Source organism: Roseococcus microcysteis, from assembly GCF_014764365.1.
Taxonomy (GTDB): domain Bacteria; phylum Pseudomonadota; class Alphaproteobacteria; order Acetobacterales; family Acetobacteraceae; genus Roseococcus; species Roseococcus microcysteis.
Genome location: NZ_CP061718.1, coordinates 2,783,364 through 2,807,735 on the forward strand (window position 1 = coordinate 2,783,364; position 24,372 = coordinate 2,807,735).

24 protein-coding genes and 1 tRNA gene are annotated in these 24,372 nt (G+C 71.5%); 19 read left to right on the top strand and 6 right to left on the bottom strand.

Annotation, left to right across the window (positions count from 1 at the left end; all coding sequences use genetic code 11):
* Positions 1-60 precede the first annotated feature (60 nt).
* From ICW72_RS13430 to ICW72_RS13470, 9 genes are all read left to right on the top strand, one after another.
* Positions 61-387 carry an ArsR/SmtB family transcription factor gene (locus ICW72_RS13430; protein WP_184382109.1) on the top strand — a complete coding sequence of 109 codons (327 nt, stop codon included), beginning with the start codon at positions 61-63 and terminating at the stop codon, positions 385-387.
* Positions 388-675: 288 nt separating this feature from the next.
* Positions 676-1,482: a cytochrome c oxidase subunit II gene (gene coxB / locus ICW72_RS13435; RefSeq protein ID WP_223880582.1), complete on the top strand. Its 807-nt coding sequence runs from the start codon at positions 676-678 to the stop codon at positions 1,480-1,482.
* 33 nt (positions 1,483-1,515) lie between these two features.
* Positions 1,516-3,105, top strand: a complete 1,590-nt coding sequence (gene ctaD / locus ICW72_RS13440; RefSeq protein ID WP_191083176.1) for a cytochrome c oxidase subunit I — start codon at positions 1,516-1,518, stop codon at positions 3,103-3,105.
* A gap of 105 nt (positions 3,106-3,210) precedes the next feature.
* Positions 3,211-4,110 carry a heme o synthase gene (locus tag ICW72_RS13445; RefSeq protein ID WP_191083177.1) on the top strand — a complete coding sequence of 300 codons (900 nt, stop codon included), beginning with the start codon at positions 3,211-3,213 and terminating at the stop codon, positions 4,108-4,110.
* Positions 4,107-4,256 carry a hypothetical protein gene (locus ICW72_RS13450; RefSeq protein WP_191086357.1) on the top strand — a complete coding sequence of 50 codons (150 nt, stop codon included), beginning with the start codon at positions 4,107-4,109 and terminating at the stop codon, positions 4,254-4,256. The genes ICW72_RS13445 and ICW72_RS13450 overlap by 4 nt, the downstream gene beginning before the upstream one ends.
* Positions 4,256-4,879: a cytochrome c oxidase assembly protein gene (locus ICW72_RS13455; protein ID WP_191083178.1), complete on the top strand. Its 624-nt coding sequence runs from the start codon at positions 4,256-4,258 to the stop codon at positions 4,877-4,879. Before ICW72_RS13450 ends, ICW72_RS13455 begins: the two co-directional genes overlap by 1 nt.
* A 96-nt stretch (positions 4,880-4,975) precedes the next feature.
* Entirely contained in the window at positions 4,976-5,812 is an 837-nt protein-coding gene (locus ICW72_RS13460) for a cytochrome c oxidase subunit 3 (protein WP_191083179.1), read from the top strand.
* Between the two features lie 58 nt (positions 5,813-5,870).
* Positions 5,871-6,596, top strand: a complete 726-nt coding sequence (locus tag ICW72_RS13465) for an SURF1 family protein (RefSeq protein WP_191083180.1) — start codon at positions 5,871-5,873, stop codon at positions 6,594-6,596.
* The gene (locus tag ICW72_RS13470; protein WP_191083181.1) at positions 6,593-8,071 is read left to right on the top strand and encodes a carboxypeptidase M32; all 1,479 of its coding nucleotides are present in this window, start codon (positions 6,593-6,595) and stop codon (positions 8,069-8,071) included. Before ICW72_RS13465 ends, ICW72_RS13470 begins: the two co-directional genes overlap by 4 nt.
* Before the next feature lie 14 nt (positions 8,072-8,085).
* On the opposite strand, the gene ICW72_RS13475 is transcribed toward ICW72_RS13470, so the two are convergent.
* Complete coding sequence (locus ICW72_RS13475) at positions 8,086-8,748, bottom strand: class I SAM-dependent methyltransferase (RefSeq protein ID WP_223880583.1); 663 nt, start codon at positions 8,746-8,748, stop codon at positions 8,086-8,088.
* 95 nt (positions 8,749-8,843) lie between these two features.
* Positions 8,844-9,629 (bottom strand): creatininase family protein, encoded by a 786-nt coding sequence (locus ICW72_RS13480; protein ID WP_191083183.1) that lies wholly within the window; start codon positions 9,627-9,629, stop codon positions 8,844-8,846.
* A 66-nt stretch (positions 9,630-9,695) separates the two neighbouring features.
* Here ICW72_RS13480 and ICW72_RS13485 point away from each other — a divergent pair, with 66 nt between their 5' ends.
* From ICW72_RS13485 to ICW72_RS13500, 4 genes are all read left to right on the top strand, one after another.
* On the top strand, positions 9,696-11,228 hold the full coding sequence (locus ICW72_RS13485) for a cryptochrome/deoxyribodipyrimidine photo-lyase family protein (protein WP_191083184.1): 1,533 nt from the start codon (positions 9,696-9,698) through the stop codon (positions 11,226-11,228).
* 63 nt (positions 11,229-11,291) lie between these two features.
* Entirely contained in the window at positions 11,292-11,726 is a 435-nt protein-coding gene (gene parS / locus ICW72_RS13490; RefSeq protein ID WP_191083185.1) for a type II RES/Xre toxin-antitoxin system antitoxin, read from the top strand.
* Positions 11,723-12,205: an RES family NAD+ phosphorylase gene (locus tag ICW72_RS13495; protein ID WP_191083186.1), complete on the top strand. Its 483-nt coding sequence runs from the start codon at positions 11,723-11,725 to the stop codon at positions 12,203-12,205. Before parS ends, ICW72_RS13495 begins: the two co-directional genes overlap by 4 nt.
* Before the next feature lie 37 nt (positions 12,206-12,242).
* Positions 12,243-12,317 (top strand) — tRNA-Gly (locus ICW72_RS13500).
* Positions 12,318-12,332: 15 nt separating this feature from the next.
* Here ICW72_RS13500 and ICW72_RS13505 read toward each other — a convergent pair.
* From ICW72_RS13505 to ICW72_RS13515, 3 genes are all read right to left on the bottom strand, one after another.
* Positions 12,333-16,403 carry a chromosome segregation SMC family protein gene (locus tag ICW72_RS13505; RefSeq protein ID WP_223880584.1) on the bottom strand — a complete coding sequence of 1,357 codons (4,071 nt, stop codon included), beginning with the start codon at positions 16,401-16,403 and terminating at the stop codon, positions 12,333-12,335.
* Complete coding sequence (locus tag ICW72_RS13510) at positions 16,400-17,011, bottom strand: DsbA family protein (RefSeq protein ID WP_191083187.1); 612 nt, start codon at positions 17,009-17,011, stop codon at positions 16,400-16,402. The genes ICW72_RS13505 and ICW72_RS13510 overlap by 4 nt, the downstream gene beginning before the upstream one ends.
* Before the next feature lie 90 nt (positions 17,012-17,101).
* A complete protein-coding gene (locus ICW72_RS13515; protein WP_191083188.1) occupies positions 17,102-17,716 on the bottom strand; it encodes an Ada metal-binding domain-containing protein in 615 nt (204 codons plus the stop codon).
* 23 nt (positions 17,717-17,739) lie between these two features.
* On the opposite strand from ICW72_RS13515, the gene ICW72_RS13520 reads away from it, so the two are divergent.
* On the top strand, positions 17,740-18,684 hold the full coding sequence (locus tag ICW72_RS13520; protein ID WP_223880585.1) for a DMT family transporter: 945 nt from the start codon (positions 17,740-17,742) through the stop codon (positions 18,682-18,684).
* A gap of 24 nt (positions 18,685-18,708) precedes the next feature.
* Here the strand turns inward: ICW72_RS13520 and ICW72_RS13525 are convergent, their stop codons facing one another.
* Complete coding sequence (locus ICW72_RS13525; protein ID WP_223880586.1) at positions 18,709-19,191, bottom strand: DUF721 domain-containing protein; 483 nt, start codon at positions 19,189-19,191, stop codon at positions 18,709-18,711.
* Between ICW72_RS13525 and ICW72_RS13530 the strand changes: the two genes are divergently transcribed.
* From ICW72_RS13530 to ICW72_RS13550, 5 genes are read left to right on the top strand one after another with little or no spacing between them, the layout of a single operon-like run.
* On the top strand, positions 19,190-20,233 hold the full coding sequence (locus ICW72_RS13530) for an A/G-specific adenine glycosylase (protein ID WP_408639206.1): 1,044 nt from the start codon (positions 19,190-19,192) through the stop codon (positions 20,231-20,233). The genes ICW72_RS13525 and ICW72_RS13530 overlap by 2 nt on opposite strands.
* Positions 20,234-20,285: 52 nt before the next feature.
* Positions 20,286-21,347 (top strand): flagellar motor protein MotB, encoded by a 1,062-nt coding sequence (locus tag ICW72_RS13535; RefSeq protein WP_223880587.1) that lies wholly within the window; start codon positions 20,286-20,288, stop codon positions 21,345-21,347.
* On the top strand, positions 21,344-22,210 hold the full coding sequence (gene motA, locus ICW72_RS13540) for a flagellar motor stator protein MotA (protein ID WP_191083189.1): 867 nt from the start codon (positions 21,344-21,346) through the stop codon (positions 22,208-22,210). The genes ICW72_RS13535 and motA overlap by 4 nt, the downstream gene beginning before the upstream one ends.
* 32 nt (positions 22,211-22,242) lie before the next feature.
* Entirely contained in the window at positions 22,243-22,701 is a 459-nt protein-coding gene (locus ICW72_RS13545; RefSeq protein WP_191083190.1) for a PaaI family thioesterase, read from the top strand.
* 59 nt (positions 22,702-22,760) lie between these two features.
* Complete coding sequence (locus ICW72_RS13550) at positions 22,761-24,368, top strand: ABC transporter substrate-binding protein (protein ID WP_191083191.1); 1,608 nt, start codon at positions 22,761-22,763, stop codon at positions 24,366-24,368.
* The last annotated feature ends 4 nt before the right edge of the window (positions 24,369-24,372 follow it).

The following is a 24,372-nucleotide window of genomic DNA, read 5'->3' on the forward strand; positions in this document are numbered from 1 at the left end:
GCATGTTGCGTCGGCGCGCGGAAACGTCAAGGTTGATGTGGCGTTGGAGGCGCGGTTGGCATGAAGGCAAGGCTGCGCATCAACGAGGATGAGGTCGTTGAACTCGCGGAAATGTTCCGCCTGATGAGCGACCCCACGCGCCTCAAGATCATCCTCGCCTGCCTGGACGAGCCGGCCTCGGTGGGCGCCATGGCGGACCGGCTGGAAATCTCGGCCAGCCTGGTCTCGCACCACCTGCGCCTGCTGCGCGCGGCGCGGCTTTTGCAGGCGGACCGGCGCGGGCGGATGGTGTTCTACGTGGTGGGCGACCCGCATATCCGCTCGATGCTGACCGACATGGCGGACCATGTGGCCGAAGAGGTCGAAGGCGAGATCGAGCCGGGCTGATGGAAACCGCGCGCGAGCGGCCCATAAGCGCACGCTGACCCTTGCCGCGCCCTGGACCGGAGACTATGGTCCGGCCGCCCTGCCGGGTGTGGGACCTTCGGGAAAGATGCCGCGGGCAGGCGCGCAAAAAGGCGGCCATGGGGCTGCCGGACAGCGCCCCCAGCAGGGTCTGTCTCCAGGTTCGAGGGCAAGGTGCGGCGCGTGATTGGGCGTATCGGACGAATCATCATGATGGCGGCGGTGCTTCTGGCAGGCGCCGGAACCGCATTCGCGCAGACGGCCCCGGCGATGGAGCCCATGGTCGGCGCGCCGGTGCCCTGGGCCATGGGGCTGCAGGCCTCGGGCGGGCCCATCAAGGACGCCATCGGGAGCTTCAACACGCTGGTGTTCAACATCATCGTGGCGATCACGATCTTCGTGGCGCTGCTGCTGGCCTGGTGCATCTGGCGCTACAACGCCAAGCGCAACCCGGTGCCGTCGCAGACCAGCCACCACACCGGCCTGGAAATCGCCTGGACGGTGATTCCGGTGCTGATCCTGGTGGTCATCGCCATCCCGTCCTTCCGGCTGATCTACTACCAGGACCGCGCGCGCGATGCCGACTTCACGATCAACGTGACCGGCCACCAGTGGTACTGGAACTATCGCATGCCGGACCACGGCAACTTCGCCTTCGACAGCCGCCCCGTCTTCGACGAGGACCTGACGCCGGGCCAGTTCCGCAATCTGGAAGTGGATGAGCCGCTGCTGATCCCGGTGGGCGCCACGGTGCGCGTGCTGACGCAGGGTGCGGACGTGATCCACAGCTTCTTCATCCCGTCGCTGGGCGTGCAGCGCTACAACATCCCGGGCCGCACGCTCGAGACCTGGATGCGCGCCGACCGTCCCGGCACCTTCTATGGCCAGTGCAACCAGATCTGCGGCACGAACCATTGGTTCATGCCGATTGTGATCCGCGCCGTGCCCCAGGAGGAGTTCAACGCCTGGGCCGAGGCCGCGCGCACGCGCTTCGCCCACACCATCCCGGGGACCAACGCGCCGGCCCTTGCGGCGCCCGCGACCAACCCCATCCGTACCGCAGCGGCCCAGCAGTGACCGCAGGCTGAGAAAGAGAAAGGCGACCGGACAATGGCATATGCTGCGGACGCGCATGGTCATGACGACCACAAGCCGAACTTTGTGAATCGCTGGCTGTTCAGCACGAACCACAAGGATATCGGCACCCTCTACATCATCTTCTCGCTCTTCGCCGCGCTGGTCGGCGTGGGGCTGTCCTTCCTGATGCGTCTCGAACTGCAGGCGCCCGGCCTGCAGATCTTCGCCGATGGGCAGATGTGGAACGCCTATGTGTCGGCCCACGGGCTGATCATGGTGTTCTTCGTGATCATGCCGGCGCTGATCGGCGGCTTCGGCAACTGGTTCGTGCCCATCATGATCGGCGCGCCGGACATGGCCTTCCCGCGCCTGAACAACATCAGCTTCTGGCTGCTGGTGCCGGCCTTCCTGCTGCTGGGCGGCAGCCTCTTCGTGGGCGGCGGCGCCGGCGCGGGCTGGACCATCTACCCGCCCCTGTCGGACAGCACCTACCAGCCTGGCCCGGCCATGGACATGGCGCTGTTCGCGCTGCACCTGGCGGGCGCCAGCTCCATCCTGGGCGCGGCCAACTTCATCACGACCATCTTCAACATGCGCGCCCCGGGCATGACGCTGCACAAGATGCCGCTCTTCGTGTGGTCCATGCTGGTGACGGCCTTCCTGCTGCTGCTGGCCGTGCCCGTGCTGGGCGGCGCCATCACCATGCTGATCACGGACCGCAACTTCGGCACGGCCTTCTTCGACCCGGCCGGCGGCGGTGACCCGGTGCTGTTCCAGCACCTGTTCTGGTTCTTCGGCCACCCCGAAGTGTACATCATGATCCTGCCGGCCTTCGGCATCGTCAGCCACGTCATCTCCACCTTCAGCCGCAAGCCGGTCTTCGGTTATCTCGGCATGGCCTACGCCATGGTCGCGATCGGCGTGGTGGGCTTCGTGGTGTGGGCGCACCACATGTACACCTCGGGCATCGACGTGGACACGCGCGCCTACTTCATGGCCGCGACCATGGTCATCGCCGTGCCGACGGGCATCAAGATCTTCTCCTGGATCGCCACCATGTGGGGCGGCTCCATCAAGATGGACACGCCGATGCTCTTCTCGGTGGGCTTCATCTTCCTGTTCACCGTGGGTGGCGTGACGGGCGTGGTGCTCGCCAATGCCGGCATCACGCAGATCCTGCACAACACCTATTACGTGGTGGCGCACTTCCACTACGTGCTGAGCCTGGGTGCGGTGTTCGGCATCTATGCCGGCATCTACTACTGGATTGGCAAGATGAGCGGCCGCCAGTACCCCGAGCGCCTGGGCAAGATCCACTTCTGGCTGACCTTCGTGGGCGTGAACCTGACCTTCTTCCCCATGCACTTCCTGGGCAACCAGGGCATGCCGCGGCGCTACCCGGATTATCCGGATGCCATGACGGGGTGGAACATGGTCGCCTCGGTGGGCTCCTACATCGCGATCGCGAGCTTCCTGTTCTTCTTCTACGTCATGTGGGTCACGCTGCGCCGTGGCGAGCAGGCGGCGCCCAACTACTGGGGCGAGGGTGCCACCACCCTGGAATGGCAGGTCAGCAGCCCGCCGCCCTTCCACACGTTTGACGAACTGCCCCGCATCCGCTGAGCGGGGGAACTGAAACCGGGACCCCGCCATGAGCGATGCGACCATGAGCCGAACGGGGGGGCGAAAGCCCCCCTCGCCATATCAGCGCCCGCCGCCGACGGCCTCATGGGGTCCGAGGTGCGGGACTGGATCACGCTGCTCAAGCCGCGCGTGCTCTCGCTGGTGGTCTATTCGGGCGTGGCGGGGCTGCTGGTGGCGCCGGGCGTGGGCGAAATGCCGCTGGTGCTGGCGCTGACGGCCATCCTCTGCATCACCATCGCCGCCGGCGCGGCGGGTGCCATCAACATGTGGTATGACCGCGACATTGACGCGGTGATGCGGCGCACGCAGAAGCGGCCCATCCCCTCGGGCCGCATCAGCGCCGATGGCGCGCTGGCCTATGGCGTGCTGCTGGCGGTGGGTTCGGTGGCGCTGATGGGGCTGGCCACCAATTGGCTGGCGGCCGCGGTGCTGGCGGGCTCCATCCTCTTCTATGTCGTCATCTACACCATGTGGCTGAAGCGCCGCACGCCGCAGAACATCGTCATCGGCGGCGCGGCGGGCGCCTTCCCGCCGCTCATCGGCTGGGTGGCGGTGACGGGCAGCGTCGAGGCGCTGCCACTGGTGCTCTTCGCCATCATCTTCATGTGGACGCCGCCGCATTTCTGGGCGCTGTCCCTCTGGGCGCACCAGGATTATCAGCGCGCGGGCGTGCCCATGCTGCCGGTGGTCTCCGGTGCGCGGGAGACGCGCAAGCAGGTCGTGATCTACACCGTGCTGCTGGTGCCGCTGACGCTGGTGCCCTGGCTGATGGGCTTCAACTCCTGGGCCTATGGCCTGGTGGCGGCGCTGCTGGGCGCCAATTTCCTGCGCCACGCCTGGGCCGTCTGGCGCGACGCGCAGGATGCCCAGGGTGTCTCGCAGACGCAGGACATGCCGGCCAAGCGCTGCTTCAAATACAGCATCTCCTACCTGTTCCTGTTGCTCGGCGCCCTGGTGGTGGACCGGCTGTGGCTGGTGGCATGACCGCCCCGCTCGACCGCCCCATGACCAAGGAGGAGCGCGCGGTGTTCGACCGCCGCCGCCGCGCGCGGAACTGGGCCATCCTGGCGGCCCTGATGGGGCTGGTGGTGCTGTTCTTCTTCATCTCGACCGCAAGGCTGCTGCGCTGATGCGAATCGAACGCCCCGACCCCGCCACCCTCGCGCGGAAGAACAAGCGCCTGGCCCTGGCCTCCTTCGGCTTCGTGGCCTTCATGGTGGGCGTCTCCTTCGCCGCCGTGCCGCTGTATGACCTGTTCTGCCGGGTCACGGGCTTCGGCGGCACGCCCATGATCGGCCAGGCGGCCCCCGCCGCCCCGGGCGAGGCCACCATCACGGTGCGCTTCAACGCCAACACACAGCCCAACCTGCCCTGGCAGTTCAACGCCGAGACGCGCGCCATGACGCTGCGCGTGGGCGAGGAGGGGCTGGCCTTCTACACCGCCCGCAACACCGCGGATCGGCCCGTCACCGGCATCTCGACCTACAATGTCACGCCGGAGATCGTGGGCCGCTACTTCCACAAGACCGCCTGCTTCTGCTTCGAGGAACAGACCCTCGAGCCCGGCCAGCGGGCGGACATGCCGCTGACCTTCTGGGTGGATCCGCGCATCGCCGAGGACCCCGCGACGCGCGACATCCGCACCATCACGGTCAACTACACCTTCTTCCGCAGCCTGCATGACGCCGAGCGCGCCGGGGCCCTGGCGAATGCCGGCCCGCATGTCGGGCCGCGCACCACCACCACCCGCTGAAGCCCGGCCGCGGACTTGATCTTCCGCGGCTTTTCCGGGATTGATGCGGACCATCCAGCGCGGGAACAAACCCGCCGAACGGGTCAGGATTGAGCGATGGCAAGCACCGGCCAGGGCGGCAGCCCTTACAAGCACCCCTACCACCTGGTGGACCCCTCGCCGTGGCCGCTGCTGGCGGCCTTCGCGGCCGGCCTGCTCGTCACCGGCATCATCCTCCAGGCCCATTACGGCATGATCTGGCCCCTGGTGCTGGGTGCGGCCGGCACGCTGGTCTGCATGTTCGGCTGGTGGCGCGACGTCATCAAGGAAAGCATGACGCCGGGCATGCACACCGCTGTGGTGCGGCTGGGCATGCGCTACGGCATGATCCTGTTCATCGCCTCCGAGGTGATGTTCTTCGTGGCCTTCTTCTGGGCCTATTTCCACTTCGCGCTCTATCCGGAGCACGTCTCGGGCGCCACGCAGGCCATCTGGCCGCCCCAGGGCATCCGGACCTTCGACCCGTTCCACCTGCCCTTCCTCAACACCATGATCCTGCTGCTCTCGGGCTGCACGGTGACCTGGGCGCACCACGCGCTGCTGCACAATGACCGCAAGGGGCTGATCGTCGGCCTCGCGCTGACGGTGCTGCTGGGCATGATCTTCACCGGGCTGCAGGCCTGGGAATACGCGGTGGCCCCCTTCCCCTTCCGTGATGGCGGCGTCTACCCCTCCACCTTCTACCTCGCCACCGGGTTCCATGGCTTCCACGTGATCGTGGGCACCATCTTCCTGGCGGTCTGCCTGTTCCGCGCCATCGCCGGCCACTTCACGCCGGAGAAGCATTTCGGCTTCGAGGCGGCCGCCTGGTACTGGCACTTCGTGGACGTGGTGTGGCTGTTCCTCTTCGTCTCCATCTACTGGTGGGGCGCGGGCGAGATCGCCCCGCATTGATCCGCGCTTCGCGCACAATCCGGACGGCGCGCCCTCACCGGCGCGCCGTTTTCCGTTCATGAGCGGGCGTCGCTGGCAGAGGTTGATCCTGCCCTCCTTCCTCGCCCTGCCGGTGCTGGCCCTGCTGCTGGGGCTGGGGAGCTGGCAGGTGCAGCGCCTGGCCTGGAAGAACGGGCTGCTGGCGGAACTCGCCGCCGCCCAGGCCGCGGCACCCATCTCGGCCCCCCTGGCGCCGGAGCCCTTCGCCCATATCACCGCCACCGGCCGCTTCCGCCCGGGCGCCGAGGCGCTGCTGGGCCTGGAGGTCCGCGGCCCCGTGCTGGGCGGCAGCCTGATCGCGGTGCTGGACCGCGAGGGCGCGCCGCCGCTGCTGGTGGAACGTGGCTGGGTGCCCATGGAGGGCGGCGCCATCGAGCGCCCCGAGGGCGAGGTCACCGTCACCGGCTTCGCGCGCCCCAGCGAGCGCCGCAGCCCCTTCGCCGCCGCCGATGACGTGGCGGGCCGTCGCTTCCTCACCTTCGACGCTCCCGCCATCGCCGCCGCGCTGGGCGTGCCGGAGGCGCCGCCCTACGCCCTGACCGTCATTCGCCCGGGCGCCCCGCGCGGGCCCTCGGGTTTCGGCGCCGCGCCGCCGCCCTCGCGCGGGCCCCTGCCCGACGCCGCCACGGGCTTCCCCGCCCCCAACAACCCCCATCTGGGTTATGCGCTGACCTGGTTCGGGCTGGCCGCGGCCTGGGTCGCCATTTTCGCCCTCTGGGCCTTCCGTCGCATGAGGTCCCCATGAACGCCGCCTATCAGCGCCTGACCGCCCGCGCCGCCCGTCTCGCCGCCCTGGGCGAGGCGCAGTCCATCCTCCATTGGGATGCCAGCACCATGATGCCGCGTGGCGGCGGCGCGGCGCGGGGCGAGCAGCTGGCCGCCCTGGCCGGCCTTGGCCACGAGATGATGACGGCGCCCGAAGTGGCCGAGGACCTTGCCGCCGCCGAGGCTGAGGGCGAATGGGACAGCGCCAACCTCGCTTTGATGCGCCGCGCCCATCGCCGCGCCACCGCCCTGCCCACCGCCCTGGTCGAGGCCACCACCCGCGCCAATGCCGCCTGCGAGAAGGTCTGGCGCGACGCCAAGGCGACCTCCGACTTCGCCCTGGTCCGCCCCTTCCTGGAGGAGGTGCTGCGCCTCCAGCGCGAAACCGCCCAGGCCTACGCCGCCGCCACCGGCCTCAGCCCCTATGACGCGCTGATGGAGGGCTACCAGCCCGGCGTGACGGCCGCCGAGGTGGAGCCCGTCTTCACCGCCTACGAGGCCTGGCTGCGCGAGGCCCTGCCGCGCGCGGAAGAGATCCAGGCCCGGCGCGGCGCGCCCATCCCGCTGCCGGGCCCCTTTCCCGTCGCGGCCCAGCGCGAACTCTGCCGGCGCCTCTCCCTGCGTGTGGGGCTGGAGGCCGAGCATTCGCGCCTCGACGAAAGCCTCCACCCCTTCTGCGGCGGCACGCCCACCGATGTCCGCATCACCACCTTCTACAGCGAGAAGGACCCCGCCAAGGCGCTGCTGGGCGTGCTGCACGAGACGGGCCATGCCCTCTACGAACGCGGCCTGCCCGCCGCCCATGCCCGCCAGCCCGTGGGCGAGAGCGCCGGCATGGCGGCCCATGAATCGCAAAGCCTGATCGTGGAGATGCAGGCCTGCCGCTCCGACGCCTTCCTGGCCTTCCTGGGGCGGGAGTTGCACAAGGTCTTCGGCGGCGATGCCGCGCCCTATGCGGCGGGCAACCTGGCGAAGCTGTGGCGGCGCGTCTCCCGCGGCTTCATCCGCGTGGATGCGGATGAGATGACCTACCCGGCCCATGTCATCCTGCGCTTCCGGCTGGAACGCGCCATGATCGGCGGCGACCTGGCCGTGGCGGACCTGCCCGGCGCCTGGGCCGAGGGGCTGCAATCCCTGCTGGGCATCACCCCGCCCGACGATTCGCGCGGCTGCCTGCAGGACATCCATTGGCATGACGGCGCCTTCGGCTATTTCCCGAGCTACACCCTGGGCGCCATGGCGGCCGCGCAGCTCATGAAGGCGGCGCGCAAGGCCGAGCCGGGGCTGGATGTGGCGTTGGAGCAGGGCGACCTGTCACCCCTGCTGCGCTTCCTGCGGGCCAATGTGCATGCCCATGGCGCGCGCCTGGGCTTCCAGGACCTGCTGCGGGCCGCCACGGGCAAGCCGCTCGACCCCGCCGATTTCACCGAACACCTGACGTCCCGCTACCTGTAGCGGGCGGGGGGCGGTCAGCCCTCGTTGCGGACTTCCACCAGGGTGAAGAGCGCGATGGGGGGGCAGGCCTCCATCCGTTCGATCTGCGTCTCCGGCGTGAAGATGTCGGAGAGCTTGAAGTCCGGGTGCCAGCCCAGGATGCGCGCCAGCGGGGAGGTGGTGCGCTCCAGCCACCAGCGGAACCCGTCATCGGCGGCGAAGTGGTTCACGAAGAGCAGCTGCCCGCCGGGCCGCACCACGCGCGACATCTCGGCGAACAGCTTCTTCGCGTCCGGCACCACCGAGGCCGTGTACATGGCCACCGCGATGTCGAAGCTGTCATCGGCGAAGGCCATGGACTCCGCGTCCATCTCCATCAACCCATGGACGGCGGAGAGCTTCTCCTCCGCCACGCGCTTCTGCGCCTTCAGCAGCATGTCGCGCGAGAGGTCGATGCCGACCACCTCCAGCTCCGGCTTGTAGTGCGGCAGGGCGAGGCCCGTGCCCACGCCGACTTCCAGCACCCGCCGCCCCGCCGTCTGGGACAGGCGGTTGACGGCGGCGACGGCGCGTCGGCGGCCAGGCGCGGAGACGCCACCGAACACCACGTCATAGATGCCGGCCCATCGGCGATAGGCATCGCGGACGGAAGCGGCATCAAGCGCGGCGCGGGGGTGGGCGCGATCGCCTTCGGACATTCCCAAGCTGGACATCGTGGCGCGGGCGCCTTCTGGTGGAATGGGGGGTTAACCCGCCCCGTGCCACAGCGCAAGGCAGAGATGACGGCCACGTTTCATTCTTGGGAAGGTTTCCAGACGGGCTCAGGCATCGTCCAGAGCACGGGGTCGCGCATGGCGGCGGCGATCCGGGCCGCCAGGGCCTCCATCATGGCCTTCCCCTTCTCGGCCGTGGCGGCGCGCGGGTCGCCGCGCACACCGGTGCGCGGGGCGCGTTCGGCGAAGGAATAGAAGCGCGAGAAGCCGGGCGGGGCCTGCACGCCCTCATTGTTGGCGCCGGCCGCTTCCTCCAGCCGGTCCATCCGCACCTGGGCGGGGTCCAGCGCCATCCACAGCGCCGTCTCGCCCTCACAGGCGTGCATGATGCGCGGCTGGGTGGTGAGGATGGCGGCGATCTCGGCCGGCGCCGCCTGGGGCCAGGTGGTGGTGACCACGGGCATGCCGAATTCATGCGCCAGTTCCCGCACCGAGACGCCCAGCGGTTCGATATTGCCGCCATGGCCGTTCAGGATCAGCAGCCGCTGGAAGCCCTGGGCCTTCAGGCTGCGGACCACGCAGCGCAGCACGGCGTGGAAGGTGGGATAATCGAGCGTGATGGTCCCGCCGAAGGGCAGATGGTGTTCGGAAAGCCCGGTCCAGAGCGGCGGCAGCACCAACGCGGGCACATCCGTCGCACTCTCGGCCGCCGCGACCGCGACCTGGTGCGCGATGAAGCTGTCCGTCCAGACGGGCAGATGCGGCCCGTGCTGCTCCAGGCTGCCGATGGGCAGGATGGGCAGCGCACCCTCCGCCGCGCGGGCCTTCAGTTCGGGGCCGGTGAGCTTCTCCCAGCGGACTTCCATGGCGTGCCTCCTCTTGCGATCCGGCCGCAAGCTGACATGTCCGGGCGTGATGATCGAGCCAGCGTCATGATCGAAGTGGTCTGGTTCAAGCGGGATCTGCGCGTGGCGGACCACGCGGCGCTGGCCGCCGCGCGCGGGCCGGTGTTGCCGCTGTATGTGGTGGAGCCGGCCTATTGGCGCGGCGAGGATGCCTCCCCCCGGCAATGGCGCTTTACGCGCGAGGCTCTGCATGACCTGCGCGCCGCGCTGGCCGGAATCGGCGTGCCGCTGGTGGTTCGGGTGGGCGATGTGGTGGAGGTGCTGGCCGACCTCCATGCCCGCCACGGCATCCGCGCCCTGCACAGCCATGAGGAGACGGGCAACCTCTGGACCTATGCGCGCGACCGCGCCGTGGGCCGCTTCTGCCGCGCCCATGGCATTCCCTGGACCGAGCACCGGCAATTCGCCGTCTTCCGCCGCCTGCAGGACCGTGACCGCTGGGCCGCCCGCGCCGCCGCGCACCATGCGGCGCCGCTGATTCCCGTGCCGCAAGGGCTGGTTCCGGTGCCGGAGGTGGCGGAGGGCGCCATCCCCGACCAGCCCCGCGCCTGGAACCCCGAGGACGGGCTGCTCCGCCCACAGCCCGCCGGGCGCGCCGCCGCCTGGTCCCTGTTGGAAAGCTTCCTCGCCGGGCGCGGAGCGGATTACCGGCGCGGCATGTCCTCCCCCCGCACGGCCCCGCGCGCCTGTTCGCGCCTGTCGCCGCATCTGGCCATGGGCAGCGTCTCGATGCGGGAGGCGATGCAGCGCCTCGCCACCGCCCAGGCGGAACTGGCCGCCATGGACCCGCGCGAACGCCCCATCCCGTTGGGCGCCGCGCAATCCCTGGCGTCGCGGCTGCACTGGCATTGCCATTTCATCCAGAAGCTGGAGAGCGAGCCCGAACTCGAACGCCGTGCCGCCCACCCCGCCGCCGAGGCCGCCCGCCGCCCCACCGCCCCGGACGACCCCCTCCTGCTGGCCTGGGCCGAGGGCCGCACCGGCCTGCCCTTCCTCGATGCCTGCATGCGCAGCCTGATCGCCACCGGCTGGCTAAATTTCCGGATGCGCGCGATGGTCCAGGCCGTCGCCAGCTACCATCTGAACCTGGACTGGGCGGCGAGCGGCGCGCGGCTGGCCCGCCTCTTCACGGATTACGAGCCGGGCATCCATTGGCCCCAGGTGCAGATGCAGTCCGGCGCCACGGGCATCAACACGCCACGCATCTACAACCCCGTGAAGCAGGGGCTGGACCAGGACCCGGAGGCGGAATTCATCGCCCGCTGGGTGCCGGAGGTGGCGCATCTGCCGCCCGCCCTGCGCCACATGCCCTGGAAGCTGGACGCGCCGCCGCAGGGCTACCCCCCGCCGGTGGTGGACGTCACCGCCGCCATGCGCGCGGCGCGCGAGCGGCTGACGTCCCTGCGCGCCACCGCGGGCTTCGACGCCGCCGCCCGCCGCGTCTACGCGAAGCATGGCAGCCGCGCGCGCCGCTTCGGCCAGGACGACCCCGCCAGCGAACGCGCCAAATTCGCAGCCCGCACCGCCAAGGCCGCGCGGCAATTGCGCCTGGATGTGTGAGGGCTGGTTTTTCTGGACCCTTCTGCCCATTTGAGCATAAACATTGCTCAAAGGAGTTGCGCCATGTCCCACGCCAGCTACGCCGCGATCTATGACGCGCCCGTCACGGCGCGCATCGGCCGCATCCGCGCGGGCGTGCCGGCGACCACGGCCAAGGAATGGCTCGACCTGCCGGAGCTGGGCCGCAACGCCACCCTCAAGGCGCTGGACCTCGCCATCGCCACCTTCAACCGCAAGGTGAAGGAGCGCGGCACCCTCTCCCCCGCCGAGAGCGAGCGCGTGCTGGGCCTGGCCCGGCTGGTGGGCCAGGTGGAATCCATGGTGCTGGAAGCCGGCGCGCCCGAGGGCTTCGACGCCCGCGCCTGGCTGGCGCGCTGGCTGCAGGAGCCGCTGCCCGCGCTCGGCCATGCCCGCCCGCTGGATTTCCTCAACACCATGGAGGGGCAGCGCCTGGTTTCCGACACCCTCGCGAAGGCCATCAGCGGCGCCTACGCGTGAGTGTCACCGCCTGGCGCATCGCCAGCGACACGCGGGGCTGGGCGGCGGATGACCTTTCGGGCGCCGGGGCCGAGGCCACGGGTGGCCGGTGGAACCCGCCGGGGCAGGCGGTGGTCTATGCGTCCATGAGCCGGGCGCTGGCCTGCCTGGAGACGGTGGTGCACCTGAACGCGGGCGGGCTGCCGCTGAACCGCTATCTGGTGGAACTGACCATTCCCGACGCGCTGTGGAAGGCCGCGCGGCGCGAGACGCCGGAAAGCCTGCCCGTGGGCTGGGATGCGGAGCCCGCCAGCGCCACCAGTGAGCGCCTGGGCGGGGAATGGCTGGCCGGCGGGGCGAGCGCGCTGCTGCTGGTGCCCTCGGTGGTCGTGCCGGAGGAGTGGAACCTGCTGCTGAACCCGCGCCATGCCGGGGCGGCGGGGGTGCGCGCGCGGAAGGTGCGGAAGTGGCTGTATGACCCGCGTCTGCGAAGGGCTTGAGTGGGCGCGGTTGCTCCGGTATCCATGTGCCCCAGGCGCGGGCGTAGTTCAGAGGTAGAACGTCAGCTTCCCAAGCTGAATGTCGTGGGTTCGATTCCCATCGCCCGCTCCAACCTACTGGCCGGCTTCACCCCTCCGCCATCGCCACCGCCTCGCCCAAATCCACGCTCAACAGCCGCGACACCCCGCGCTCCTGCATCGTCACGCCGAACAGCCGGTGCATCCGCGCCATGGTCAGCGCGTGGTGGGTGATGATGAGGAAGCGCGTCCCCCCCGCCACCCGCGTCTCGCCATCCGCCGCGTCGCCATCCACCTCGGGCGGGCGGGACATCACGTCCAGCAAATCGCACAGCCGCTCCACATTCGCGTCGTCCAGCGGCGCATCCACCTCGTCCAGCACGCAGACGGGCGCGGGGTGGCAGCGGAACACGGCGAAGATCAAGGAAAGCGCCGTCAGCGCCTGCTCCCCGCCCGACAGCAGCGACAGCGCGGACAGCTTCTTACCCGGCGGCTCCGCATAGATCTCGAGGCCGCCTTCCAGCGGGTCCTCGCTGCCCACCAGCGCCAGATGCGCCCGCCCGCCGCCGAACAGCCGCGTGAACAGCGCGCGGAACTCCCGGTCCACCTGGTCGAAGGTGGCGCGCAGCCGCTCCCGCGCCTCGCGGTTCAGATGGCCGATCGATCCGCGCAGCTTCGCGATGGCGGCGCCGATCTCCTCCCGCTCGCGCAGCAGGGTGGCGATGCGGGTCTCCAGCTCCTCCAACTCCACCTCGGCGCGGAGGTTCACCGGCCCCATCTCCTCCCGTTCGCGCGCCAGGCGCTCGGCCTTGCGGCGGGCGCGGTCCTCGGCAGCGTCGGAGAGGTCCTCGGGAGGCTCGGGCAAGGCGGGCTCCTCGCCCAGCCGTTCGGTGATGCGCTCGGCCAGCGCGGCACCGGCGCGCAAAGCGGCCTCGCGCGCCGCCTCGGCCCGCAGTGCGGCCTCGCGCGCGGAAGCCAGCGCGGCATCGGCCGCGCGCCGCGTCTCCTCCGCTGTGCGGGCGCGGGTGGAGGCCGTCTCCAGCGCCGCCACCGCCGCCGCATGGGCGGATTCGGCGGCGGTGAGGCGCATGGCGGCCTCCTCCGTCAGCCGCGCCGCCTCTTCGGGGCGGCGGGCCAGCGCCTCGCGCCGCGCGGAGGCCTCGGCCACGCGGGCGGTCAGGGCCTCGCGGCGGGTGGTGGCCTCGGACAGGCGCTGCGCCCAGGCGGCGCGTTCGGCCAGCGCGGCTTCGCGCCTCGCGGCCAAGCCTTCGCGTTCGGCCCGCAGCCCGGCCGCGCGGCCCCGCGCCTCCGCCTCACGGCCGCGCACCTCCGACAGCGCCAGCCGCGCCGTCTCCACCGCCGCGCGCGCCTCAGCCAGATCCGGCAGGACGGCGCGGGCGGCGCGGGCGGTGGCGAGCGCGGCCTCCGCCTCGGCCAGTTCCGCGCCCAGCCGTTCCTCCTGTGGGGCCAGCGCGGCGAGCTGCGCGGCGGCGGCGGCCTGGCGTTCGGTCAGGCGCTGCAATTCGGTGCGGCGGCTGGCCAATTCGCCTTCGGCAGCCGCGCGGGCGCGGCGGGCGGCCTGTTCGGCGGCCTCGGCGCGGGTGGCGGCGGCGGCTTCCTCCGCGGCGCCGCGCGGGGCGGGCAGGGCGGCCAGCGCGGCTTCGGCCTCGCGCAGGGCGGCTTCGGCTTCGTCGCGCTCGGCCTTGGCCCGGCCGGCCTGGGCGGCGGTTTCCGCGAGGCGGCGTTCGGCGGCGTCGAGGTTGGCGGCCAGGCGGGCGGCGCGGGTCTCGGCCTCGCGCGCCTGGGCCTCGGCGACATTTCGGGCGCGGCGGGCGGTTTCCTCGGCGGATTGCGCGGCGCGGTCGGCGGCGACAGCCTCGGCGCGGGCCGTTTCGGCGGCGCGGGCCAGGGGCGCGGCATCGGCCAGCTTCGCCTCGGCCTGGCGCAGCCGGGCCAGCGCCTGGAGCCGCGCGGCCCCGGCCTGGGCCCCACCCGGCGCCAGCACATACCCATCCCAGCGCCACAACGCCCCGCCGCGCGAGACCAGGGCCTGGCCCGGGCGCAGCGCCGTCTGGTGTGGCGCGCCATCCTCCGCCAGCCCGATCTGCGACAGCGCACGGGCCAGTTCCGGCGGTGCCTCGACCAGCGAGGCGAGGGAGGTGATCCCGGCCGGCAGCGGCGGCGCCTCGGCCAGCGGCGGCAGCGCGCGCCAGAAGCGGCTGCGCCCGCTGCCGCGCCCACCCTCCAGGCCTTCGCCCAGCGCGGCGCCCAGCGCGGCTTCCAGCCCGGCCGGCACGCGCAGGGTCCGGGCGATGGGGTTGGCCTCGGCGGCATCGCCCGTGGCGGCCTCCAGCCCCTGCAACTCGGCCTTCAGGCGGGATTCGGCGGCCAGCGCGGCGGTTTCGGCGGCGCGCGCCTCGGTGGCGCGGCGGGTGGCGGCCTCGCGGGCGGGCAGGGCTTGGGCCAGGGTGGCCTCGGCGTCGCGCAGCTTCGCGGCGGCGGCATCGGCGGCCTCGCGCGCCTGGGCGGCCTCGGCCGCATCGGGGCGGGCGGCGGCGAGGCGCGCCTGCTCCCCCCTGGCCGCCTCGTCTCGCCCGCGGGCGGATTGGGCGCGGCTGGCGGCGGCGGCGCGGGCGCGTTCGGCGGCGGCGCGCTCGATCTCGGCGGCGCGGGCGGCGCGGCTCGCTTCGGCGGCCTGTTCGGCGGCGTGGCGGCGGGCGCGTTCGGCGGCGTCCAGCGCGGCGCGGGCCTCGGCCAAGGCGGTTTCGGCGGCGGACAGCGCCTCGGCGGCGGCGGCGCGGACGGGTTCAGGGACGGATTGCGCCTCGGCGGCCTTCCGCTGGGCCTCCAGTTGGGCGCGCTGCTCCTGCAGGCGCCGCGCCCGCTGCTCCGCGAAGTTCAGTTCGGAGGCGAGCTGGTTGGCCCGCGCAGCCAGTTGCGCCGCCGCCTCCGTCGCCTCCTGCAGGCGGGCCTCGGTGGTGGCGACCTCGGCGGCGAAGGCGTCCGCACCCGCTTCCGCCTCCGCGATGCGGGCGGGCAACTGCCCCTCGGCGCCGGCCAGCCCCGCGGCCTCGCGCCCGGCGCGCGTCTCTGCGGCCCGGGCGTCCTCTTCCAGCTTTTCCGCATCGGCCACGTCGGCGCGAAGCTGGGCGAGGTTCGCCTCCGCCTCGCGCAGCGCCTCGGCCGCACGGGCGGATTCGGCGGCGAGGTTTTCGGCCTCCACGCGTCGGCGTTCCAGCAGCGTGCGGGTCAGGCCTTCCTCGGCGCGGGGCGCCTCGACGGCGGCGGAAAGCGTCTCGGCGGCGCGGGTCGCCTGGGCGGCCTCGGCCTCGGCCCGGCGCAGGGCATCGCCGCGCTCCTCCAGCGCGGCGCTGGCCTGCTGGATTGCGGCCTCGGCGCGGGCGACAAGAAGGGCGAACCAATCCCCCTCCGCATCGCGCACCAGCCCGGACAAGTTGCGGTAGCGCGCCGCCTGCCGCGCCTGTTTCTTCAGGGATTCCTGCTGGGTGGTCAGGCTGCCCAACAGATCCTCGCTGCGGGCGAGGTTGTTCTCCGCCTGCCGCAGCTTCAATTCCGCCTCGTGCCGGCGGGCGCGCAGGCCGGCGATGCCCGCGGCCTCCTCCAGCACCGAGCGCCGTTCCTCCGGCTTGGCGCCGATCAGCAGCGCCACCCGCCCCTGGCTGACCATGCCGGAGGCACGCGGGCCGGAGGCGAGGTCCGCGAACATCGTGTTCACGTCCCGCGCCCGCACCTCACGCCCATTGATGCGGTAGGAACTGCCCGAGCCACGCTCGATGCGGCGGATCACCTCCAGCTCGGCCGCGCGGTCCATGGGCGGCGGGGCGACACCCAGCGCATCCTCCAGCCGCAGCACCACTTCCGCGAGGTTGCGGGCGGGGCGGGTCGCGGTGCCGGCGAAGATGACGTCGTCCATCTCGCCGCCGCGCAAGGACCGCGCATTGCTCTCGCCCATGGCCCAGCGCAGCGCCTCGACCACGTTGGACTTGCCGCAGCCATTGGGGCCCACGATGCCCGTCAGCCCGGGCAGGACGGGGACCTGCACGGGCTCGGCGAAGCTCTTGAACCCGGCGATGGAGATGCCGGTGAGGGTGGCGGAGAGGCGGCGCCGCCCCTCCTCCACCGCTTCCGGCTCGGCCGCTTCAGGCGTGGTCTCGCTCACGTGCGCGGGGCGCTGCGGACCTGCCGTTCGAACTCCGCGAAGGACAGCCCGCCCGTGTGCAGCCGCCCGTTGAAGGTGAAGCTGGGCGTGGCGCGGATCTGGTATTGCTGCTCCGCCGCCAGGCGCTGGGACAGGATGCCGCGATGGAAGTCCTGGTCCGCGGCGACGGCGTTGAAGGCCTCGCGGTCCATGCCGGCCAGGGCGGCGACGCGCGCCAGCTCCTCCGCCTGGCGGCCCTGGGCGAAGGCCCAGCGGGACTGGGTCTGGAAAAGGGCCGTCAGGAAGGCCTCATACCGCTCGGCCGGCATGGCGCGGGCCACGGCCGAGGCCAGCAGGGCGATGCCGTCCAGCGGGAAGTCACGCCAGACCATGCGGACCTGCCCCGTCTCGACCAGCTGGCGGCGCGCCTGGGGCCAGACGTCGTTGTGGAAATTCGCGCAATGCCCGCAGGTGAGGGAGAAGAATTCCTGCACCACCACGGGGGCGTTGGCCTGGCCCGTGCTGCGCTCGGCGAGGCGCGGGTCGGTGGGGGCGGGGGTTTGGGCGAAGGCGGGCGTGGCGAGGACGCCGCCGCCCAGCACGCCCAGATGACGACGCGAAATCCGCATGGAACCAGGTCTCCTGATGCTTTGGGCGGAGTTTACCCGCCGCCGCGCCGGGGCACAAAGCGTCGGCGCGGGGTGAGACAGAATGCTACATTAACCCTCGACGACCGGCCCCCGCAGCCGGACGGCACTGGGCGGCCGGCGGTAGGCGGCCGCGAAGGCGGCGTTGAAGCGCCGCAGGCTGCCGAACCCCGCTTGCGCCGCGATGTCCGTCATGGGCAGCGCCGTGGTGTCGAGCAATCGCTGCGCGCGGCGGAGCCGGGCCGTGCGGGCGGCCTGCGTGGGCGAAGCGCCGACATGGCGGGCGAACAATCGGGCGAGGTGCCGCCCGCCCACGCCGAGGCGGGTGGCGAGCGCCCCCACCGTGGCGCCCTCGCCATCCAGCGCCCCCTGCTCGATCAGCCGCAGGGCGCGTGCGACCGTCGTGGCCGAGCCGTTCCAGGCCGCGCAGAAGGGCGCCGTCTCGGGACGGCAGCGGAGGCAGGGGCGGTAGCCTGCGGCCTCGGCCGCCGCCGCGGAGGCCGCGAAACGCACATTCTTTCGCAGAGGCAGGCGCACCGGGCAGACGGGCCGGCAGTAGACGCCGGTCGTCCGCACCAGGATGAAGAACCGCCCATCATAGGCCGGGTCGCGCGCCAGCCAGGCGCGCTCGCATTCGGCGTCGTCGAGGGGGAGGACGGAGTCCGTTTCCGGCGAGCGGGTGGGCACGGCGTGACGCTATCCCACACCGCATGCGCGATGTGAACGCAAAACCGATGGGCCCCGCGGAGTGGGGCTTGCTTCTCGGCCTCTCCATCCTCTGGGGCGGGTCGTTCTTCTTCGCCAAGATCGCGGTCGCCGAGCTGCCGCCGCTTACCCTCGTCCTGGGCCGTGTCGCCCTGGCCGCGCTCGCGCTGCATGTCGTGGTGCTTCTGTCGGGGCGGCGCATGCCCCTCACGCGGGAGGCGCTGCTCGCCTTTGCCGTCATGGGGGTGCTGAACAACCTCATCCCCTTCGCGCTCATCTTCTGGGGGCAGACGCGCATCGCCAGTGGCGTCGCCTCCATCCTCAACGCCACCACCCCGCTGTTCACCATCGTCGTCGCCCACCTCCTCACGCGTGACGAGAAGGCGAGCGGGGGGCGGCTCGCGGGTGTGCTGCTCGGCATTGCCGGCGTTGCCGTGATGATCGGTCCCGGTGCGGTGGGATCACTCGGCCGGGATGGGGCGGCGTGGGGTGAGCTGGCGGTGCTTGGGGCCGCGCTCTCCTACGCCTTCGCCGGCGTGTGGGGACGCCGCTTCCGCACCCTGGGCCTGGATCCGCTCGTCGCGGCTTGCGGTCAGCTCTCAGCCAGCACGCTGCTGGCCCTGCCGGTCGTCCTGCTTGTGGACGCGCCCTGGACGCTGCCGGCCCCGGGCGGAGCCACCTGGACGGCGCTGCTGGCCCTCGCCCTTGCCAGCACGGCGCTTGCCTACGTCCTCTTCTTCCGCGTGCTGGCGGTGGCGGGGGCGACCAGCATTTCCCTGGTGACCTTCCTTATTCCGGTCAGCGCGATTCTTCTCGGCTCCCTGTTCCTGGGCGAGCGGCTGGAGGGGCCGCATCTCGCGGGCATGGCGCTGATTGGCCTTGGCCTTGCCGCCATTGACGGCCGGCCTTGGCGGCTGCTGCGGGCAAGGTGGACGGGACCGCCCACCTGACCTGGGCTCGGCGGCGCCCGCTCGTCACCCTTTGGCAAAGACACCCTGCGCCATGCGCTCCAGCGCCGCGCGCAACTCGCCCTCCGGCAGGGCGTCGAGCCGCGCGGCGGTGTCGTGGGGCAGTTCGGCCGGCGGGGGCACGGGTTTGCGGACGGGCAGGGCGCGCGGGGCGCGCTGGCGGAAGGACAGGCGGCTGACCGCCACCCGGCCCAGATGGGCGTTCACCCGGTCCATCACCACCGGCCCCAACAGGCTGAGCTCCATGGCCGCCGGCCCGGTGCAGGCCAACGTCAGCGTGCCCGCGGACAGCTTCAGCGGCTCGGCCATCGCGGCCAGCTCGGGCCCCATGATGGCCGGCCAGTCGGCGATGATCTGCGCGGCGGCCGCGCTGCGGCGGCGGAAGGCCGGGCGCGCCAGGCGCGGGATCAGCGCCCCCAGCTCATGCGGGCCGCGCCAGGCGGGGGCCGGGCTGGACAGCGGCGCCGGCGCCCCCTCCTTCTTCGTCATGATGAAAGCCTCCGCCCAGGACCTGCTGGATTGGTATGACCGTGGTGCCCGCCGCCTGCCCTGGCGCGGCACGGCCGACCCTTACCGCATTTGGATCAGCGAGGTCATGCTGCAACAGACCACGGTGGCCGCGGTGGGGCCACGCTATGCCCGCTTCCTGGCGCGCTTCCCCGATGTGGCGGCGCTGGCCCGGGCGGAATGGGCGGAGCTGGCGGAGGAATGGGCGGGCCTGGGCTATTACGCCCGCGCCCGCAACCTGCACGCGGCGGCGCGCGCCATCATGGCGGGCGGGACGCCCGATACGGTGGAGGGCTGGCGCGCCCTGCCCGGCATCGGCCCCTACACGGCGGCCGCCATCGGCGCGATCGCGCTGGGCGCGCCCGTGGTGCCGATGGATGGCAATGTGGAGCGCGTGGTGGCCCGGCTGCATGCGGTGGAGGCGCCGCTGCCGGGCGCGCGGGCGGAGCTGGCGCGGCTGGGCCAGCTTTTCACCGCCCAGCCGGCCATGCGCGCCCGGCCGGGCGATTTCGCCCAGGCCCTGTTCGACCTGGGCGCCACCATCTGCACCCCCCGCAATCCCGCCTGCGCGCTCTGCCCTTGGCGCGAGGCCTGCCGGGGCTTCGCGCTGGGTCTCGCATCCAGCCTGCCGCGCAAGGCGCCGAAAGCCGCGCGGACGGAACTGCATGGCGTGCACTTCGCGCTGCTGGACGGGGAAGGCCGCCTGCTGCTGCAACGCCGGCCGGAAAGCGGGCTTCTGGGCGGCATGCTGGCCCTGCCCGGCACGCCCTGGCGCGCCACCCCCTGGACCGCCGAGGAAGCCTCGCCGCACGTCCCCCTGGCCGGGGTGAACTGGCGCCCCCTGCCGGGCGAGGCGCGCCATGGCTTCACCCACCGCGACCTGACCATGACGCTCTGGGCCGCCCGCGCGTCCCGCCTGCCGGAAGGCGCCGAGAGCCTGCCGCTGGAGGAGGCCCCCCGCCACCTGCCCAGCGCCATGAAAAAGCTGCTGGCGCTGTTGGGCCCGGGATTCACGGCCCCTTAACCGCCCGGCGGCAGGATGCCCGCGCGGCAGAAGGCCGCGGACGGGGATCATCTTGGCCAAGCGCGGCAAGGACAAGGGCGGCACGATCGTCATCAAGAAGATCGAGGAAGGCGGCCATGGACACCATGGCGGCGCCTGGAAGGTCGCCTACGCCGATTTCGTGACCGCCATGATGGCCTTCTTTCTGCTGATGTGGCTGCTGAACGCGACCACCGAGGAACAGCGCCGCGGCCTCGCGGATTTCTTCAACCCCTCCAATGCCCTGGCCACCGGGCAATCGGGCATCGGCCAACCCTTCGGCGGCATGACGCCGCACAGCGTGGGCCAGATGACCGCCGATACGGGCTCCGTCCGCATCGAGCGCGGGCCCCGCCCCACCCAGTCCGACGCCGATGAGGACCAGGAGGAGGTCATCCCTCCCATCGCCGACCAGTCCAACCCCAACGCCCCGCCCGGCGAGGAGAACAGCGCGCCCCCACGCCGCGTGGCGGAGGGCGAGGCCGGGCGGATCGAGGGCACGGCCGAACCCGGCGCCGGCCCCATCACCGAACTGGGCACGCCCGGCAGCGACCGCGCGATGGGCGAGGCCGCCGCCGCCGCGCGCGAACGCCAGATCGCCGCCGTGGAGGCCGAGCAGGTGACGCTGGAGGAGGCCGCCGACGCCCTGCGCGCCGCCTTCACCGCCGACCCGGCGCTGGCGGAGCTGGCGCGGCAGATGCTGGTCGAGATCGTGCCCGAGGGGCTGCGAATCCAGATGCTGGAGAGCGACGGCACGCCCATGTTCGGCACCGGCGGCGCCGTGCCCAATGAGCGTACGCGCCGCGCCATCCGGGCCGTGGCGGAAGCGGTGGCGGGCCTGCCCAACCCGCTGACCGTGACGGGCCACACCGACAGCACGCCCTTCCGCGGCGGCACCCGCACCAACTGGGACCTTTCGGCGGACCGCGCCAACGCCACGCGCCGCCTGCTGACGGAGGGCGGCGTGGCCGAGACGCGGCTGCGCGGCGTGATCGGCATGGCCGACCGCGAGCCCCTGCTCCCCGAGGACCCCCGTGCGGCGGGCAACCGCCGCGTGTCCATCACCCTCCTGCGCCAGGCGGAGATGCCGCGATGACCACGATCGGTGGCTTCATCTTCCTGCTCATCATGGTGTTCGGCGGATATCTGATCGCTGGCGGGAAGTTCGACATCATCATCAAGGCGCTGCCCTTCGAGATGATGATGATCGGCGGCGCCGCCGTCGGTTCGTTTCTGATGGCCAACTCGATGCACGACGTGAAGCACACGCTGGGCGGCATCGGGAAGATCATCAAGGGCGGCAAATTCAAGAAGCAGGACTACACGGACCTGCTTTCGCTTCTCTACTTCTTCGTGCGGCTGGCCCAGACCAAGGGCGCGATGGCGCTGGAGCCGCATATCGAGAAGCCCAGCGAAAGCGCCGCTTTCGCCAAGTTTCCGCGCATCCTGGCCGACCACCATGCCACCGACCTGATCTGCGACTACCTCCGCATGGTGGGCATGAATGCCGATGACCCGCACCAGATCGAGGACACCATGTCGCGGGAGCTCAAGAAGATCAAAGAGGAGGAGCTGCACTCCTCCCACGCGCTCCAGAGCGTGGCCGATGCCTTCCCGGCGCTGGGGATCGTCGCGGCCGTGCTGGGCGTCATCAAGACCATGGCCTCCATTGACCAGCCGCCCGCGGTGCTGGGCAAGATGATCGGTGGCGCGCTGGTCGGCACCTTCCTGGGCGTGCTGCTGGCCTATGGCCTGACCGGCCCCATGGCCTCGCGGCTGAAGGGCGTGGTCGAAGAGGAGTCCTACTATTACGAGGTGATCCGCGCCGTCATCGTCGCCCACCTGCACGGCAATGCCCCGCAGATCTCGGTGGAGACGGGCCGCAAGGTCGCTCCCACCCAACACATGCCGAGCTTCGCGGAGCTGGACGCCGCCCTCCAGGAACTGACCATCACTTGACGGAAGGGCAGGCCGCCCCTCCCCTTCCGGCCATGGACCTGCCCGAACATTTCCGCGCCCAGGCGCATTCGCCCTTCCATGACCTGCTCGGCATCGAGATCATTCTCTGGGAGGAGGGGCTGGCACGGCTGCGCTGCATCCCCGGCCCCATGCACGGCAACCGCTCCGGCATCGTGCATGGCGGGGTGATGCTGGCCCTGCTGGACCAGGCCAATGCCTTCGCAGGCCTGTTCTGCCCCGCCCCGGGGCGCAAGCGCCATGCCGTGACGCTCGACCTCGACACCCGCTTCACCGGGCAGGGGCGGCTGGGCGTGCCCCTGATCGCGGAGGGGCGGCTGGTCACGGCCGGGCGCAACGTCTTCTTCGCCCGCGGCGAGGTGCGGGACGAGGGGGGCACGCTGGTGGCCTTCGGCGCTTCCACCCACCGCTACCGTTCCGGCAGCCACGCCCTGGAAGGCGTGCCGGCAAAGGGGGCCGACGGCGACGCTTGACGCTGGGGGCCAAGTTATGCGGATTGTCATGGACATCCCTCCATGACGGACGCGAGCCCATGATGCCGAGCCTTCCCAAGCGCGCCCTTCTCACCGCCGGTGGCGCCGCCCTGGCCGCCGCCGCCATGCCCGGCACGCGGGAGGCGCAGGCCCAGACGCCGCGCACCGCGCTGGTGATCGCGGCCCAGATTGACGATCTGGTGGCGCTGGACCCGCACCACTCCTTCGAGGTGACGGGCAGCGACCTGCTGAAGAACGTCTATGACCAGCTCTTCGTCCTGGACCCGACCAAGGACACGGCCGAGCTGCAGCCCGGCATCGCCGAGAGCTTCACCGTCAGCGAGGACGGCAAGACCTACACCTTCCGCATCCGCCAGGGCGTGCGCTTCCATTCGGGCAACGCGCTGACGGCGGCCGACGTGGTCTATTCGCTGCGCCGCCCGCTGATGATCAACCGCACGCCCGCCTTCATGTTCCGCAGCGTGGGCCTGACGCGCGACAATGTGGAGCAGAACGTCCGCCAGACCGGCGATTTCGAGGTGCAGGTCACCTTCAACCAGGCCTATGCGCCCACGCTGATCCAGAACCTGTTCACGGCCAACATCGCCTCTGTGCTGGACAGCCGGCTGGTGCAGCAGAATGCCGGCGACGACATGGGCAACAGCTGGCTGAACCGCAACTCCGCGGCGTCCGGCGCCTACCGTCTCGTGCGCTACCAGCCCAATGAGAGCTATATGCTGGAGCGCAACGACCAGTGGTGGCGTGGCCGCGCCAACCTGCAGCGCGTCATCGTCCGCCATGTGCCCGAGGCCGCGACGCAGCGCCTGCTGCTGGAGCGCGGCGATGTGGACGTGGCGCGCAACCTGACGCCGACCGACATCACCGCGCTGCGCGGCCGGCCCAACATCACCCTCGCGGAGTTTCCGCGCGGCACCATCCAGTATTTCAGCGCCAACCTGACCTTCCCGCTGCTGCAGAACCCGAAGGTCGTCGAGGCGCTGAAGTATCTCGTGGATTATGACGGCATTGCCAACAACCTGCTGCCGGGCCAGGTCTTCCCGCACCAGAGCTTCATCCCCCGCGCCATCCTGGGCGCGGTGGACACGCGGCCCTACACCTATGACCCCGACCGCGCCCGCCGCCTGCTGGCCGAGGCCGGCCACGCCAACGGCATCGCGCTGACCATTGATACAGCCAACAGCTTCCCCTCGCTGGACGTGGCGCAGACGCTCCAGGCCAGCATGGCCCGCGGCGGCGTGCGGCTGGAGGTGCTGCCGGCCACCGGCGCCCAGGTGCTGGCCAAGTTCCGCGCGCGGAACCACCAGCTCTTCATCGGCATCTGGGGCCTGGGCTATCCGGACCCGCACTACAATGCGGACAGCTTCAGCAGCAACCCGCCGGGCACGGACAACCCGGGCAAGCTCACCTGGCGCAATGGCTGGGACATTCCCGAGCTGACCCGCCGCACCGAATCCGCGATGACCGAGCGCGACCAGAATGCCCGCGCCGCCATCTACCGCCAGATCCAGGAGGAGTTCATGAACACCTCCCCCTTCGCGATCTTCGCGCAGCAGCAGGTGCAGGTGGCGCATCGTTCCAACCTGCGCGGCTACATGGCCAGCTCGCCAGGGCTGTCGGCCATCTATTGGCTCGCGAACAAGGGCTGATTCC

Bases quoted from the DNA above. Each gene is read 5' to 3' on its own strand.
- ICW72_RS13430 (WP_184382109.1), top strand. From the start codon at position 61: ATGAAGGCAAGGCTGCGCATCAACGAGGATGAGGTCGTTGAACTCGCG.
- coxB (WP_223880582.1), top strand. From the start codon at position 676: ATGGAGCCCATGGTCGGCGCGCCGGTGCCCTGGGCCATGGGGCTGCAG.
- ctaD (WP_191083176.1), top strand. From the start codon at position 1,516: ATGGCATATGCTGCGGACGCGCATGGTCATGACGACCACAAGCCGAAC.
- ICW72_RS13445 (WP_191083177.1), top strand. From the start codon at position 3,211: ATGGGGTCCGAGGTGCGGGACTGGATCACGCTGCTCAAGCCGCGCGTG.
- ICW72_RS13450 (WP_191086357.1), top strand. From the start codon at position 4,107: ATGACCGCCCCGCTCGACCGCCCCATGACCAAGGAGGAGCGCGCGGTG.
- ICW72_RS13455 (WP_191083178.1), top strand. From the start codon at position 4,256: ATGCGAATCGAACGCCCCGACCCCGCCACCCTCGCGCGGAAGAACAAG.
- ICW72_RS13460 (WP_191083179.1), top strand. From the start codon at position 4,976: ATGGCAAGCACCGGCCAGGGCGGCAGCCCTTACAAGCACCCCTACCAC.
- ICW72_RS13465 (WP_191083180.1), top strand. From the start codon at position 5,871: ATGAGCGGGCGTCGCTGGCAGAGGTTGATCCTGCCCTCCTTCCTCGCC.
- ICW72_RS13470 (WP_191083181.1), top strand. From the start codon at position 6,593: ATGAACGCCGCCTATCAGCGCCTGACCGCCCGCGCCGCCCGTCTCGCC.
- ICW72_RS13475 (WP_223880583.1), bottom strand. From the start codon at position 8,748: ATGTCCGAAGGCGATCGCGCCCACCCCCGCGCCGCGCTTGATGCCGCT.
- ICW72_RS13480 (WP_191083183.1), bottom strand. From the start codon at position 9,629: ATGGAAGTCCGCTGGGAGAAGCTCACCGGCCCCGAACTGAAGGCCCGC.
- ICW72_RS13485 (WP_191083184.1), top strand. From the start codon at position 9,696: ATGATCGAAGTGGTCTGGTTCAAGCGGGATCTGCGCGTGGCGGACCAC.
- parS (WP_191083185.1), top strand. From the start codon at position 11,292: ATGTCCCACGCCAGCTACGCCGCGATCTATGACGCGCCCGTCACGGCG.
- ICW72_RS13510 (WP_191083187.1), bottom strand. From the start codon at position 17,011: ATGCGGATTTCGCGTCGTCATCTGGGCGTGCTGGGCGGCGGCGTCCTC.
- ICW72_RS13520 (WP_223880585.1), top strand. From the start codon at position 17,740: ATGCGCGATGTGAACGCAAAACCGATGGGCCCCGCGGAGTGGGGCTTG.
- ICW72_RS13530 (WP_408639206.1), top strand. From the start codon at position 19,190: ATGATGAAAGCCTCCGCCCAGGACCTGCTGGATTGGTATGACCGTGGT.
- ICW72_RS13525 (WP_223880586.1), bottom strand. From the start codon at position 19,191: ATGACGAAGAAGGAGGGGGCGCCGGCGCCGCTGTCCAGCCCGGCCCCC.
- motA (WP_191083189.1), top strand. From the start codon at position 21,344: ATGACCACGATCGGTGGCTTCATCTTCCTGCTCATCATGGTGTTCGGC.
- ICW72_RS13545 (WP_191083190.1), top strand. From the start codon at position 22,243: ATGGACCTGCCCGAACATTTCCGCGCCCAGGCGCATTCGCCCTTCCAT.
- ICW72_RS13550 (WP_191083191.1), top strand. From the start codon at position 22,761: ATGATGCCGAGCCTTCCCAAGCGCGCCCTTCTCACCGCCGGTGGCGCC.